Here is a 13,759-nt window from a genome sequence, read left to right as displayed (position 1 = left end):
CGCCGTGCTGCCTCAGCAGCAGCCTGCCCCCGCGCCGCTTGGTCCTGAGCTTGCACTTTCGCGATCCCCAGAACTCCGGCCCCCACCAGGAGCAATAGCCATGTCAGACAAGAAGCCGTTCGACGGCCTCATCGGCCCTGCCGAATTCACCCCGATCATCAGCGCCTTGCAGACGCCGCGCCGCGGTGGCTGCATCGGTGCCGGCATACCGCGCCTTGTTGCCACCATCGACGGCTGCAACAAGGGGAAAGGAGAGACACCATGAACCGGTTCATCTTGCGTCTGCTGGCGCGCCGCGTCGGCATGGCGCTGATCTCATTGCTGGCCGTCTCGGCCATCGTCTTCGCCATCACCGCGGTATTGCCCGGCGATGCCGCGGAGGAGCAGCTCGGCCAGGACGCCACCCCCGAGGCACTGGCCGCGTTGCGTACCCAGATGGGGCTCGACGTCCCCGCGCCGGTGCGCTACGCGCACTGGCTGGGCGGCATGGTGACCGGCAACGCCGGCGAGTCCCTGGTCACGCGCATGCCGGTGTCCGAGGCTATCGGCAGCCGCCTGCCCCATTCGCTGCTGCTGGCCGGCCTGACCGCGCTGATCTCAGTGCCGGTAGCGCTCGGCCTCGGCATCCTGGCGGCGGTCTACCGCGGCACCTGGTTTGACCGCAGCGTCAGCCTGGGCGCGGTGGCGGTGGTCTCGGTGCCGGAGTTCCTGGTCGCGACGCTGGCGGTGTTGCTGTTCGCGGTCCAGCTGCGCTGGCTGCCGGCGCTCGCCTATATCGGCACCGACGATTCGTGGGACAAGATCGTGCGTTCGCTGGCGATGCCGGTGCTGAGCCTGTGCTGCGTGATCGTCGCGCAGATGCTGCGCATGACCCGCGCCGCGGTGATCGACCAGCTCAACGCGCCTTACATCGAGATGGTGCGGCTCAAAGGCGCATCCGCGACCCGCATGGTGCTGTTCCACGCGCTGCCCAACGCCATCGGCCCGATTGCCAATGCCGTGGCGCTGAGCCTGTCTTACCTGCTTGGCGGCGTGATCATCATCGAGACCATCTTCAACTACCCGGGAATCGCCAAGCTGATGGTGGACAGCGTCGCGCAGCGCGACATGCCCGTGGTGCAGGTGTGCGCGATGATTTTCTGTTGTGCGTACCTGACCCTCGTCACGCTCGCCGATGTGTGCGGCATCGTCGCCAATCCGCGTCTGCGCCACCGCTGAAGCCTTGAACGCCATGCAGGAGCTGCAACACATGTCCACTACCTCCAACACACACGCCACCCCCGCCGTGAGTGCCCCCGAAAAAGGCGGTCGCCGCCCGCGCCTGCCCAGGCTGGGCATCACCGGCTGGATCGGCTGCCTGATCCTCATCGGCTGGCTGGTCGCCGCCATCCTGGGCCCGATCCTGATCAGCCAGGATGGCACGCCCGCGGGCGAGGTCCAGGTCTTCGGCCCGATCAGCGCGCAGCACTGGCTCGGCACCGACTACCTCGGGCGCGACATGCTGACGCGCGTGATCCTCGGCGCGCGCTACACCGTTTGCGTGGCGCTGGTCTCGACCCTGTGCGCCAGCGGCATCGGCATCACGCTGGCACTGCTCGCCACCGTCAGCGGGCGCTGGATCGATGCCGGCCTGAGCCGCGGCCTCGACACGCTCACGGCGATCCCCAGCAAGATGTTCGCGCTGATCATGGTCGCGGCCTTCGGCTCGTCGGTGTGGATGCTGGCGATCACGGCGGCGATCATCTACGTTCCGGGCGCGTATCGCATCGCGCGCTCGCTGGCGGTCAACATCAATGCGATGGACTACGTGACGGTGGCGCGCACCCGTGGCGAAGGCACCGCCTACATCATGCGCCAGGAGATCCTGCCCAATATCCTCGGCCCGATGCTGGCCGACCTGGGGCTGCGTTTCGTCTACGTCGTGCTGCTGCTCGCGAGCCTCAGCTTCCTCGGCCTGGGGATCCAGCCGCCCGATGCCGACTGGGGTTCGCTGGTGCGCGAGAACATCGGCGCGCTGTCCGAAGGCAGCATGGCCGTGGTGGCGCCGGCGCTGGCCATTGCCAGCCTGACTCTCGCGGTCAATCTTGTTATCGACAATCTGCCGGGTCGCTCGGCACGTACCGGAGTCAAATAATGGGCACGTCCGTAAAGGTCAGCGATCTGCGCATCACCGCAGGCCAGTCGACGCTGGTAGATGGAATCGACTTCGAGATCGAACCCGGCAAGGTGCTGGCGCTGATCGGCGAGTCCGGCTCTGGCAAGACCACCACCGCGCTGGCGCTGATGGGCTTCGCGCGCCATGGCTGCGAGATCTCCGGCAGCATCCGGGTCGGCAACACCGACGTGCTGCACCTGTCGCCGGGCGAACAGCGCCGTCTGCGCGGGCGCGAGATCACGTATATCGCGCAGAGCGCGGCGGCCTCGTTCAACCCGTCGCGCACCATCATGGACCAGGTGGTCGAACCGGCGCTGATCCACCGGCTCATGGATCGCAAGGCTGCCGAGAAGAAGGCGGTCGCGCTGTTCCGCGAACTGGCGCTGCCCAATCCTGATACCATCGGCGAGCGCTACCCCCACCAGGTGTCCGGTGGACAGCTACAACGCCTGATGGCCGCGATGGCGCTGATCACCGACCCCGACCTGGTGATCCTGGACGAGCCGACCACGGCGCTGGATGTCACCACGCAGGTCGAAGTGCTGCGCGTGTTCCGCCGCGCGGTGCAGGAACGCCGCACCACCGCGGTCTATGTCAGCCACGACCTGGCCGTGGTGGCGCAGGTGGCGGACCATATCCTGGTGCTGCGCGACGGCAAGATGCGCGAGCTGGGCGAGACCGACCAGATCCTGTACCAGCCCGTCGACGACTACACGCGCTGCCTGCTGGCGGCTGCACGTCCGACCGAGCGTCCGGGCGCGCCGGTGGACCCTGACAAGAGCCCGCTGCTGCTGGAGGTGCGCGATCTGTCCGCCGGCTACGGTGCGGTCGATGCGCACGGCCAGCCCGCCGCGAAGATCCTGGAAGGCGTGGACCTGAAGCTGTATCGCGGGCAGGCGATCGGCGTGATCGGCGAATCGGGTTCGGGCAAGACCACGCTGGCGCGTGCGATCGCCGGGCTGGTGGCGCCGTGCCGCGGCAGCATCGTGTTCAACGGGCGCCCGCTGAAGCCGACGGTGGCCGAACGCAGCCGCGATGAGCTGCGGCGCATCCAGATCGTGTTCCAGATGGCGGATACCGCGCTCAATCCCGCGCGCACCGTCGAGGAGATCCTGGCGCGGCCGCTGCAGTTCTTCCATGGCCTGCGCGGCGAAGCGCAACGGGCGCGGATTCGCCAGTTGCTCGATCTGGTGCGGTTGCCGGCGGGCGTGGCGCAGCGCACGCCGGGCGGCCTGTCAGGCGGACAGAAGCAGCGCGTGAACCTGGCCCGGGCGCTCGCGGCCGATCCGGAGCTGATCCTGTGCGACGAGATCACCTCGGCGCTGGATACGGTGGTTGGCGCTGCCATCCTCGACCTGATGGCAGAGCTGCGCAAGGAGCTCGGCGTCTCGTATCTCTTTATCAGCCACGACCTGCACACCGTGCGTTCTATCTGTGACGAGATCGTGGTGATGCAGCATGGCCGCAAGCTGACCCAGGTGGCGCACGCGGACTATGACCGCGGACCGCATCACCCTTACTACGCGCTGCTGGCGCGCTCGGTGCCGGAGTTGCGGCGCGGGTGGATCGATGAAGTCGATCTGCATATCGAAGGCGCGGTGCCCGCCGCTGCTACCGCCTGACCTCATTTTCAAGGAGAGTTTCTACATGCCGTTGTCCCTCCAGAACCAGGCCTTGCTTCCGGGCCGCAACTATATCGGCGGTGAATGGTGCGGCGCTGCCGACGATCGCACATTGCCCGTGGCGGACCCCGCGACGGATGAAGTCTTTGCGGCGGTACCGGACAGCGGCGCGGCGGACGCACGCCGCGCCGTCGATGTCGCGCACGCGGCGTTCCCGGGCTGGCGCAAGACGCCGGCAAAGCAGCGCGCGCAGATCATCAAGCGCTGGAACGACCTGATCGTCAGCCACCTGGAAGACCTTGGCCGCCTGATCTCGCGCGAGCAGGGCAAGCCATTGGCCGAAGGCAAAGGCGAGGTGCTGTATGCCGCGAGCTATGTCGAATGGTTTGCCGAAGAAGCGACGCGCGCCGATGGCGACGTGATCGCCGCCCCGGTTCCCGGCCGGCGCATGCTGGCACTGCGCGAGCCCGTCGGCGTCATCGCCGCGATCACGCCGTGGAACTTCCCCGCCGCGATGATCGCCCGCAAGATCGCGCCGGCGCTGGCGGCCGGCTGCACGGTGGTGTGCAAGCCCGCGGAGGATACGCCGCTGACCTCGCTGGCGCTGGTGAGGCTCGCCGAACAGGCCGGCGTGCCGCCGGGCGTGCTGAATATCGTCACCGCCTCGCGCGAACGCGCGGCTGAAGTCGTCGACGTCTGGCTGGACGATGCCCGGGTGCGCAAGATCACCTTTACCGGCTCCACGCCTGTGGGCAAGCACCTGGCGCGCCGCTCCGCCGATACGCTGAAGAAGCTGTCGCTGGAGCTAGGGGGCAATGCGCCGTTTATCGTGTTCGACGATGCCGATCTCGATGCCGCTGTCGATGGGCTGATGGCCGCCAAGTTCCGCAACGGCGGACAGACCTGCGTGTGCCCGAACCGCATTTACGTCCAGGACAAGGTGCATGACGCCTTCGTCGACAAGCTTGCCGCGCGCGTCGGCGCGCTGGTGGTCGCTCCGGCCACCAACCCCGCTGCGCAGATCGGGCCGATGATCAACGGGCGGGCGGTGGACAAGATCGAACGTCATGTGGAAGACGCGGTCAGCCGCGGTGCGCGCGTGGTGGTCGGGGGCGAGCGCATTCGCAACGCGCAGTGCCCGGGGCCGAACTACTATGCGCCCACGGTGCTGGTCGATGTCGATGCATCGATGGATTGCTCTTGCGAGGAGACCTTCGGGCCGGTGGCGCCGGTTACGCGCTTCAGTACCGAGGCCGACGTGGTCGCGGCGGCAAACGCCACGCCGTTCGGGCTGGCGGCGTATTTCTACTCGAATGATGTGCGGCGCATCTGGCGGCTTGCCGATGCGCTTGAGTCGGGGATTGTCGGGATCAATGAGGGAGCGCTGGCTGCGGAAGCAGCGCCGTTTGGGGGAGTGAAGGACTCGGGGTACGGGCGCGAAGGGTCGCGTTATGGGCTGGAGGAGTACATGCATATCAAGTACGTGTGTCAGGGGTTGCTGGACTGAAATGTCGTGAGGCCACCGCGTTCTGGGTGCTCCCTCTCCCGCTTGCGGGAGAGGGTTAGGGTGAGGGCAAGACGTCGCAGACCAACACGCGACATCTCCCTGGCGCAGTATGATTGCCACGCCGGCGTCACCATCACGCGCCGCCGCATAAAAATCCTCGCCTTGGAGCCCCCACGTGAAATTCCTGATTGCACCAGCCTTCGCCCTGCTGTCCTCCGTGGCCGCGGCACAAACGGTGTCCGCAGTACCGTCGACGCCCTCGCCGTCAGCCCTGACCCGGATCGCGCAGGGCGGCACCTTGCGCGTCTGTACGCCCGGGGACTACAAGCCTTTCAGCTTCCAGCGTCCTGACGGCAGTTTCGAAGGACTTGATGTGGACCTGATGGGCTCGCTGGCGAGCGCGCTCGGCGCGAAGCCGCAATTCGTCAAGACCAGCTGGGCTAACCTGATGCCCGACTTTGTCGCGGGCAAGTGCGATATTGCCGCCGGCGGCATTTCGGTCACGCTGGAGCGCCAGAAGCAGGCGTTCTTCAGCGCGCCCTACATGGTCAACGGCAAGACGCCGCTCGCGCGCTGCGAGAATGCGGCCAAGTACCAGAGCATCGACGCCATCAACCGGCCGGAGGTGCGCGTCATCGCCAATCCCGGCGGCAGCAACGAGCGCTTTGCCAGGTCGCGGCTACAGCGGGCCCGGCTGACCGTCCACCGCGACAACCTGACCATCTTCGACGAACTGGTCGCCGGCCGGGCCGATGTCTTTGTCACCGAGGCGGCGGAGGCCGTGGCGCAAAGCCGGATTCATCCGGAGCTGTGCGCCATCAACCCGGAGCAGCCGCTCCAATACGCGGAGATGGCCTTCCTGCTGCCCAATGCGGACACGGTCTTCAAGAGCTTTGTCGACCAATGGCTGCACCTGGCCAGGGCGGGCGGCGAATACCAGGTGCATGCGGCGAAGTGGCTGGGCAAGTAAGCCTGCCCGACTGCGCAGGGGCGCAGGCGGCAGACTTGCACAAAAGCGCCCGCCCCCCCTGCTCCGTCAGGCATCAAGCCACACATGCTCCGCAAACGCATACCCCATCAGCCCACCCAGCGGGATCGGCGACAAGCCCTTGAGCTTCGATGAATGCCCGTCGATGCTGGCCAGGAACAGCGGGATACCGATGCCGGCGTCCTCGTGGATCATGGTCTGCATGTCGGCATACATCTGGCTGCGTTTGGCGGTATCGGTCTCGGCCCGCGCCGCCAGCAGCAGCTGGTCGAACTTGGGGTTCTTCCAGCGCGATTCGTTCCACGGCGCATCGGACTTGAAGAACTGCGTGAGGATGGTGTCGGCGCTGGGGCGCGGGTTCACGTTGCCGAAGCCCACCTGGCTGTTGAGCCAGTGGTTCGACCAGTAGCCGTCGGCAGGCATGCGCTTGATGTCCAGCTGCAGGCCCGCGCGCTGAGCAGTCTGCTGCAGCACCGTCGCCATCTCGATCGAATACAACGCCGCAGGCGAGGTCACCACCGGCACCTTCCCTGCCACGCCGGACTTGCGCAAATGGAACCTGGCCTTGTCGAGGTCGAAGGGGCGCTGCGGCAGGCCCTTGAAAAAGAAGCGGTTGGTGGGGTCAATCGGCTGATCGTTGCCGAGCACCGCATAGTCGAGCGCGATCGCCTTCTTCATCTGCGCGCGGTCCTGCAGGTACTTCATCCCCATCACGAAGTCCGGGTTCGCGCCAGGACCCGCGTCCTTGCGCATGATCAGGTCTGTGTACTGACCCGATTGCGTAACAAGCACCGCGTAGCCTGGGGTACTCTTGATCCGGGCTACGGCGCGGGGGTTGACCATGGCCACCAGGTCCATGCCGCCGGACAGCAGCGCGTTGACGCGCGCGCTCTCATCGCCGATACCGACGAACTCGATCTCGTCGAGATAGGGCCTACCGGACCTCCAGTACGCATCGTTTCGCAGCACCACCGTGCGCACACCAGGCTTGAACTCCTTGATCTTGTAGGGCCCGGTACCGATGCCGGCACTGAAATCGGTGGTGCCGCCCTTGACGATGTGGAAATGGGAAGTCCCAAGGATCACCGGCAGGTCGGCATTGGGGCTGGTCAGCACCACTGTGACCTCGTTCGGGCCGGTGGCCTTCACGCTCTCGATCTGCTCGGCCAGCACCTTGGCCTTGGAAGCTGTGGCCGGGTCCTTGTGGCGCATGATCGAGTACACCACGTCAGCCGGGGACAACGCCTTGCCGTCGTGGAAGGCCACGCCCTTGCGCAGCGTGAAGACCCAGGTCCTGGCATCGGTGGTATTGAACGACTCGGCCAGCGCTGGCCGCGGCGTCAGGGTGGCATCGAGCGTAGTCAGCCCGTTGTAGACCATGTTGCAGCGCACGTAGTCGTTCTGGTTAGACTGCTTCGCCGGATCGAGCGTATCCGAGGCGGCCGCCGTGGCGGCTGCCACGCGGATACGGCCGCCACGGCGCGGGGTCTGCGCATGGGCCTTGACGGCCACACCGGCCAGGCTGCCGGCCAGCGTGGCCTGCATGCCGCCCGCCAGCAGCATCGCCAGCACGTCACGCCGCGTCGCGCCCCGCTTGAGCAGATCCATCATACGAAGGCTTTCGCCGGGGCCCACCAGACTCTCGAACTCTTTACGGCTATCGCTCATCGTAGTGCTCCTGGGTAGTCTGGAACGGCCGGCGGGCGCGGACTTGTCCTTCGCACCGCTAAGGACTTGAAGCCATTTATCTAGTCAAGAAAATTTTTTCAGCCGGCGCTACCGCATTGAATTGCAAAACCGACTGCTCCGCCAGACTAATCTTGAAAGTTGCGGATAAACCCCATCGACATCGACTGCGCCAGCGGGCTGGGGGAGCAGCTAGATTAGACCGCGGGCGGCCGGGTCAGCGGTGTCGTGATCGAACATGGCACGATCCGGACGACGATCGCGGTGCTGGCGGGCGGCGCATGGGCTTCCGCATTCTGCCGGCAACTCGGCATCCGGCTGCCGCAGGCGACCATTCGCTCATCGTTGATGTCGGTTTCGCTGCCACGAGGCACGTTGTCCGACGCTCTGCATACGTCGGCCATCACCATCACGCGACGCGGTGACCAAGCATATACGCTCGCGATCAGCGGTCTGGGAAAGCTCGACGTGACATTGCGAACTGCATCGCTTACGCCCATTGCCAGAGCGTGGGCGTAGCAATTTATGCGGTTTTTCGTTGGCTCAACGGCATAAGCTCTGCGTGATGAAGCGGTAGTCAGACAAACATGTGGAATCGCATTCGCGCCGTAAAGATGCGCGAACACTGTGGCAAGATGGCTTCAGTCCGGGGTCCTGCCAGACGTGTTGCCGATCCGGCCTATTCAAAAGGAAGACACCATGCCAAGCCAAGCTATCCACGCGCCAGTTTCCTACCGCGCGATGAACGAAAGGGACGTGCCAGCAGCACATGAACTGTCGCAAGCCTTGCGCTGGCCGCATCGTGTCGAAGACTGGCAATTTGTCCTTCGCCTGGGCATCGGCTTCGTCGCCGAAGAATACGGTGCTGTGATCGGCACCGGTCTCTGCTGGAAGCAGGGACAGCAAGCATCGCTTGGGATGATCATTGTGTCGCCGGCGCACCAGGGCAAGGGCATTGGCAGCGAATTGATGCGCCTGGTGCTGGAAGCGCTGGGCAACCGCTGCACACTGCTCAATGCCACGCCCGCCGGACAGCCCCTGTATGAGCGCCTCGGCTTCGTCGCGACCGGCACCATCACGCAGCACCAGGGAACGATGAATGCCGTCGACCCGGTCGCACTCGCTGCCGGGGAAACGCTGCGTCCGCTCGAGCCAAGCGATATCGAGACGCTCACCGAGCTGGCGAATCGCGCTACCGGCATGTCGCGCGGCGACCTGCTGAAGTCATTGCTCCCCATGGCAGAGACGGTCGTGCTCGAGCGCAATGGCGAAGCCGTCGGCTTCTCGGTTATGCGCCGCTTCGGGCGCGGCTATGCGATCGGGCCGGTGGTGGCCTCCGATAGTGAACGTGCGAAGGCCTTGATTGCCTGCTGGTCCGGCGCCTACGCCGGGTCTTTCGTGCGCGCGGATATCACGGGAACCAGCGGCCTGCAGGACTGGCTCGCGCAGGCGGGACTGGTTCAGGTGGATACAGTCGTGGCGATGGCACGCAATGGCGTACCGCCGGCGGATAGCGGGCTCAAGCAGTTCGCAATCATCAACCAGGCGCTCTGCTGAGCCACTTCGAAACGGCCATCTCATGAATCGGGGAAAAGGCGGGGCTTACCCAATGTCGGAGCCGCTGACTGGCAACCCGCCTCCACTTCAGGACGGGCACCGCGCCGCTGATCGCACACACAGTTTCCTGCGTTGACCTGGGGGCTGTCGGCCGCGCCGACAGCATGCACCGTGCCGTACGATGCAGGTGGTTACGCACCGCCTGCATCGAACTCTGATACGAACGCCGGCGTTTCTTCCATGCGATAGCGTCCGTTATGGCACACGTAGTACATGGCGTGGTGGCCGCTGCGTGCGAACGTCACACGGCAGGCATGCTCGAAGCGTCCGAACCGGGTAATACCGATCCCCGGCGATCCTGGCCACTCCCATACGCGCTGTTCCTCGATGCAGTCCAGCACGCGATGCTGCGTCCTGGGATGCATGGACGAATCGAGCATCATGTCGATGTACCCGAATACACCCAGCGAAGGGTAACGCTGCCGCATTGCCGTCCATCGTCGCTTAGGCGACATTGCAGTCCTCCGTGTCAAGCTTGATGTTCCCGGCTTTCAGCATTGCATTAGCCTGCAGATGATGGTTCCAGTGCCCGTCCTTGATCGTTTTGAGCATACGCATGGGCTTGAAAACGTTCGTCATCAGTTCCTGAGTCTCTTTCGTATAGTCGCTTGTTGAGAAACGTGCAGCGACCGGCAGCCCCGCTCGCTGTGCGGCGCGCCGGTCGGCTTGCACAATTACTGCGCTTGCCTGAGCTGCTCCAGGATCGCAGGATCTTCAAGGGTCGACAGGTCTTGCGTAATCGGTTCGCCCTTTGCGATGGCGCGCAGCAGCCGCCGCATCACCTTGCCCGAGCGTGTCTTGGGCAGGTTGTCGGCAAAACGGATTTCCTTGGGCTTGGCGATGGGGCTGATCTCCCTGGCGACCCAGTCGCGCAACTCCCTGGCGATCCGCTGTGCTTCATCGCCCTGAGGCCGGGGGCCCTTCAGCATGACATAGGCGCAGATCGCTTCGCCGGTGGTATCGTCCGGCTTGCCCACCACGGCGGCCTCCGCGACGCGCGGGTTGGCGACCAGCACCGATTCGATTTCCATGGTGCCCATGCGGTGACCGGAGACGTTGAGCACGTCGTCGATGCGACCGGTAATGCTGAAGTCGCCGGTCTTTTCATTGCGCACCGCGCCGTCGCCTGCCAGGTAAAGCTTGCCGCCCAGTTCCTGCGGGAAATAGCTTGCCTTGAACCGCTCCGGATCGCCCCAGACGGTGCGAATCATGGACGGCCACGGGCGCTTGACGACCAGGATGCCGCCCTGTCTGTGCGGCAGCTCGTTGCCGGCTTCATCCACCACCGCGGCCATGATGCCCGGCAACGGCAGCGTGCAGGAGCCCGGAACCAACGGCGTCACGCCAGGCAACGGGCTGATCATGTGCCCGCCGGTTTCGGTTTGCCAGAAGGTGTCGACGATCGGGCATTCGCCGTTGCCAACGTGAAAAGCTCGGGTTCCTGTTTCAGGGGGGCGATGTCCGACATGGCTTCTTCTCTGGGCGTTAGAACAGGCGGAGCCGTCCCGGGACTGACAGCGCTCCGGGCATGCCAGCCCCGGAGCGGATCGGACTTGTATCGGAACCCGGAGACGCCTCCGGGTGTTCACTAACGGACTTAAGCTCAGAACTTGTGGCGGATGCCAATGACAGCGCCGAACTGGTTCGCACCCGGCTGCACGGCTTCGCTGCTCGTGCCGAGCTGGTCATTGAACCCGTTCACCCCCAGGTTCGACTTGCCGCGGTTCAGTGCGTACGAAACGGTGGTGTAAAGGTCCGTGCGCTTCGACAGCGCATAGTCCACCAACGCAACGAACAGCCACGGGTTGCCGGCGTTCGACTGACGCAGGTTCTGGTAGTACGCCGAGCCACTGACCGACAGCGCCGGCGATACCTGGTAGCCGACGCCGGCCCAACCGAGGTTCGACACGGTGTTGGTCAGCGCAACGCCAGGCAGCGTGGCACCGTTGAACGCGTGGGCATAGCGGTAGCCGCCGTAGAGCTTGGCCGGACCGAAGGTGTATGTCCCGGCGACCGCGGCGCGCCTGATCAGGCTGTCAGTAGACAGCGCCGTGGCTGCCGACCGGTTCGTCTGATCGTAAATGGCGCCAACGGCGAATCCACCCGCGGCATAGTTCACCGCGACCGAGTACTGACGCCCGTTGGTGAAATTGCCGGCGACCTCCTGGTTGCTGTTGTTGAAGCTATACAGGGCGGTCACGCTCAGCCCGCCGAACGTCCCCATATACTTGGCGGAGTTATCCGCACGGGCCCCGCCCATGAACGGGTCTTGCGCACCAACGGAATAGCGGCTCGCGATCGACATCGGGTCGTAGGTAACGCCAAAGTCATAGAACGGGGTCGTATGCCGGCCCAGGGTCAGCTGGCCCCACTGGCTCTGCAGACCCACGTAGGCGCCGCGGCCAAAGAGACGGCCGCCCTGCCCCGATGCGCCGGTATCGAGGTTGAAGCCGCTTTCCAGCAGGAAGATGCCCTTCATGCCGCCACCCAGGTCTTCCACGCCGCGCAAGCCCCAGCGCGATCCGGACTGGTTGCCGGATTGCAGTGCCCACAGATTGTTGCCCTGGGCCCCGGCAGGTACGGTACCCGTCGAAGCCACCGCCTTGTTCAGGTATTCGATACCCACATCGGCAACACCGTACAGCGTGACGTTCGATTGCGCATACGCGCTGGGGACCACCAGCAAAGCGGCTGCAAGGGCCGACAGTTTTATTTTCATGAAACGATTTCCTCCAGGAAGGGTAAATGAACTCTGCTCTCCCGCAAGCGGGAGAGCAGAGCAAAGCGACAGCATGCAGGGGTTGCCAGTAGTCCAGGCCGGCAGAACCGGCCTTTCCCTCACCCGTTGGGTTCTCCCTCTCCCGCTTGCGAGAGGGTCGGGGTGAAGGCCAGGCGTATCCACGAAGTCAGGCGCGTGGTCTGCGAGCGCAGACCTTCAAACTCACGCATCCAGCCAGACATTCTCGGCAAACAAATAGCCCATCAGCCCACCCAGCGGGATCGGCGACAAGCCCTTGAGCTTCGACGAATGTCCGTCGATGCTGGCCAGGAACAGCGGGATACCGATGCCGGCATCCTGGTGGATCATGGTCTGCATGTCGGCATATAACTGCTTGCGTTTGGCGGTATCGGTTTCGCCCCGCGCCGCCACCAGCAGCTGGTCGAACTTGGGGTTCTTCCAGCGCGATTCGTTCCAGGGCGCATCGGACTTGAAGAACTGCGTGAGGATGGTGTCGGCGCTGGGGCGCGGGTTCACATTGCCGAAGCCGACGGGGCTGTTGAGCCAGTGATTCGACCAATAGCCGTCGGCAGGCATGCGCTTGATGTCGAGGTCAAGGCCGACACGCTGCGCGGTCTTCTGCATCACCATCGCGATCTCCACCGAATACAACGCGGCCGGCGAGGTCACTACCGGCACCTTGCCCGTCACGCCAGCTTTGCGGAAATGAAACTTCGCCTTCTCCGGGTCGAACGGTCGCTGCGGAAGCTCCTTGAAGAAGAACCGGCTGGTCGGGTCGATCGGCTGGTCATTGCCGACCACGGCATAGTCAAGCGCGATCGCCTTCTTCATCTGCGCGCGGTCCTGCAGGTACTTCATCCCCATCAGGAAGTCCGGGTTCGTACCCGGGCCCACGTCCTTGCGCATGATCAGGTCTGAGTACTGCCCCGATTGCGTAACAAGCACCGCGTAGCCTGGGGTACTCTTGACTCGGGCTACGGCGCGGGGGTTGACCATGGCCACCAGGTCCATCCCGCCCGACAGCAGCGCGTTGACGCGGGCACTGTCATCGGCGATGCCGACGAACTCGATTTCGTCGAGATAGGGCTTGCCGGGCTTCCAGTAGGCGCCGTTGCGCACCACGAGCGTGCGCACGCCGGGCCTGAATTCCTTGAGCTTGTAGGGCCCGGTACCGATGCCGGCACTGAAATCGGTGGTGCCGTCCTTGACGATGTGGAAATGGGAAGTCCCAAGGATCACCGGCAGGTCGGCATTGGGGCTGGTCAGCACCACCGTGACCTCGTTCGGGCCGGTGGCCTTCACGCTCTCGATCTGCTCGGCCAGCACCTTGGCCTTGGAAGCGGTGGCCGGGTCCTTGTGGCGCATGATCGAGTACACCACGTCAGCCGGGGACAACGCCTTGCCGTCGTGGAAGGCCACGCCCTTGCGCAGCGTGAAGACCCAG

General features: G+C 64.8%; 13 protein-coding genes and 1 pseudogene. 7 read left to right on the top strand and 7 right to left on the bottom strand.

Going from position 1 to position 13,759, the window contains the following annotated elements:
- Positions 1-100 precede the first annotated feature (100 nt).
- From AB1I47_RS11415 to AB1I47_RS11390, 6 genes are all read left to right on the top strand, one after another.
- Entirely contained in the window at positions 101-265 is a 165-nt protein-coding gene (locus AB1I47_RS11415) for a hypothetical protein (protein WP_354683864.1), read from the top strand.
- Positions 262-1,218 (top strand): ABC transporter permease, encoded by a 957-nt coding sequence (locus AB1I47_RS11410; protein WP_354683863.1) that lies wholly within the window; start codon positions 262-264, stop codon positions 1,216-1,218. The genes AB1I47_RS11415 and AB1I47_RS11410 overlap by 4 nt, the downstream gene beginning before the upstream one ends.
- A 31-nt stretch (positions 1,219-1,249) precedes the next feature.
- Positions 1,250-2,134, top strand: a complete 885-nt coding sequence (locus AB1I47_RS11405) for an ABC transporter permease (RefSeq protein ID WP_354683862.1) — start codon at positions 1,250-1,252, stop codon at positions 2,132-2,134.
- Positions 2,134-3,777, top strand: a complete 1,644-nt coding sequence (locus AB1I47_RS11400; protein ID WP_354683861.1) for an ABC transporter ATP-binding protein — start codon at positions 2,134-2,136, stop codon at positions 3,775-3,777. The genes AB1I47_RS11405 and AB1I47_RS11400 overlap by 1 nt, the downstream gene beginning before the upstream one ends.
- 25 nt (positions 3,778-3,802) lie before the next feature.
- Complete coding sequence (locus AB1I47_RS11395; protein WP_354683860.1) at positions 3,803-5,284, top strand: NAD-dependent succinate-semialdehyde dehydrogenase; 1,482 nt, start codon at positions 3,803-3,805, stop codon at positions 5,282-5,284.
- Positions 5,285-5,459: 175 nt separating this feature from the next.
- The gene (locus AB1I47_RS11390; RefSeq protein WP_354683859.1) at positions 5,460-6,254 is read left to right on the top strand and encodes a transporter substrate-binding domain-containing protein; all 795 of its coding nucleotides are present in this window, start codon (positions 5,460-5,462) and stop codon (positions 6,252-6,254) included.
- Positions 6,255-6,320: 66 nt separating this feature from the next.
- Here the strand turns inward: AB1I47_RS11390 and AB1I47_RS11385 are convergent, their stop codons facing one another.
- Entirely contained in the window at positions 6,321-7,940 is a 1,620-nt protein-coding gene (locus tag AB1I47_RS11385) for an ABC transporter substrate-binding protein (protein WP_354683858.1), read from the bottom strand.
- Between the two features lie 215 nt (positions 7,941-8,155).
- The gene (locus AB1I47_RS11380; protein ID WP_354683857.1) at positions 8,156-8,368 is read right to left on the bottom strand and encodes a hypothetical protein; all 213 of its coding nucleotides are present in this window, start codon (positions 8,366-8,368) and stop codon (positions 8,156-8,158) included.
- Between the two features lie 289 nt (positions 8,369-8,657).
- Here AB1I47_RS11380 and AB1I47_RS11375 point away from each other — a divergent pair, with 289 nt between their 5' ends.
- The gene (locus AB1I47_RS11375; RefSeq protein WP_354683856.1) at positions 8,658-9,515 is read left to right on the top strand and encodes a GNAT family N-acetyltransferase; all 858 of its coding nucleotides are present in this window, start codon (positions 8,658-8,660) and stop codon (positions 9,513-9,515) included.
- Positions 9,516-9,706: 191 nt separating this feature from the next.
- Here AB1I47_RS11375 and AB1I47_RS11370 read toward each other — a convergent pair whose 3' ends face one another.
- The 5 genes and pseudogenes from AB1I47_RS11370 to AB1I47_RS11350 form a co-directional block, all read right to left on the bottom strand.
- The gene (locus AB1I47_RS11370; protein WP_354683855.1) at positions 9,707-10,003 is read right to left on the bottom strand and encodes a hypothetical protein; all 297 of its coding nucleotides are present in this window, start codon (positions 10,001-10,003) and stop codon (positions 9,707-9,709) included.
- Positions 10,004-10,019: 16 nt separating this feature from the next.
- The gene (locus AB1I47_RS11365; RefSeq protein WP_354683854.1) at positions 10,020-10,247 is read right to left on the bottom strand and encodes a hypothetical protein; all 228 of its coding nucleotides are present in this window, start codon (positions 10,245-10,247) and stop codon (positions 10,020-10,022) included.
- Positions 10,248-10,249: 2 nt separating this feature from the next.
- Positions 10,250-11,002: pseudogene (locus AB1I47_RS11360) on the bottom strand (AMP-binding enzyme); the annotation flags it as partial.
- Between the two features lie 176 nt (positions 11,003-11,178).
- On the bottom strand, positions 11,179-12,294 hold the full coding sequence (locus tag AB1I47_RS11355; RefSeq protein WP_354683853.1) for a porin: 1,116 nt from the start codon (positions 12,292-12,294) through the stop codon (positions 11,179-11,181).
- Between the two features lie 222 nt (positions 12,295-12,516).
- On the bottom strand, positions 12,517-13,759 hold a 1,243-nt coding region (locus AB1I47_RS11350; RefSeq protein ID WP_354683852.1), incomplete at its 5' end, for an ABC transporter substrate-binding protein.

Source organism: Cupriavidus necator (assembly GCF_040578825.1).
GTDB lineage: Bacteria > Pseudomonadota > Gammaproteobacteria > Burkholderiales > Burkholderiaceae > Cupriavidus > Cupriavidus necator_E.
This window is presented reverse-complemented; position numbering and strand designations above follow the sequence as displayed.

What these genes read in the sequence shown, in the direction of transcription:
- AB1I47_RS11415 (WP_354683864.1), top strand. Translation starts at nt 101, where the DNA reads ATGTCAGACAAGAAGCCGTTCGACGGCCTCATCGGCCCTGCCGAATTC.
- AB1I47_RS11410 (WP_354683863.1), top strand. Translation starts at nt 262, where the DNA reads ATGAACCGGTTCATCTTGCGTCTGCTGGCGCGCCGCGTCGGCATGGCG.
- AB1I47_RS11405 (WP_354683862.1), top strand. Translation starts at nt 1,250, where the DNA reads ATGTCCACTACCTCCAACACACACGCCACCCCCGCCGTGAGTGCCCCC.
- AB1I47_RS11400 (WP_354683861.1), top strand. Translation starts at nt 2,134, where the DNA reads ATGGGCACGTCCGTAAAGGTCAGCGATCTGCGCATCACCGCAGGCCAG.
- AB1I47_RS11395 (WP_354683860.1), top strand. Translation starts at nt 3,803, where the DNA reads ATGCCGTTGTCCCTCCAGAACCAGGCCTTGCTTCCGGGCCGCAACTAT.
- AB1I47_RS11385 (WP_354683858.1), bottom strand. Translation starts at nt 7,940, where the DNA reads ATGAGCGATAGCCGTAAAGAGTTCGAGAGTCTGGTGGGCCCCGGCGAA.
- AB1I47_RS11380 (WP_354683857.1), bottom strand. Translation starts at nt 8,368, where the DNA reads ATGGTGATGGCCGACGTATGCAGAGCGTCGGACAACGTGCCTCGTGGC.
- AB1I47_RS11375 (WP_354683856.1), top strand. Translation starts at nt 8,658, where the DNA reads ATGCCAAGCCAAGCTATCCACGCGCCAGTTTCCTACCGCGCGATGAAC.
- AB1I47_RS11370 (WP_354683855.1), bottom strand. Translation starts at nt 10,003, where the DNA reads ATGCGGCAGCGTTACCCTTCGCTGGGTGTATTCGGGTACATCGACATG.
- AB1I47_RS11355 (WP_354683853.1), bottom strand. Translation starts at nt 12,294, where the DNA reads ATGAAAATAAAACTGTCGGCCCTTGCAGCCGCTTTGCTGGTGGTCCCC.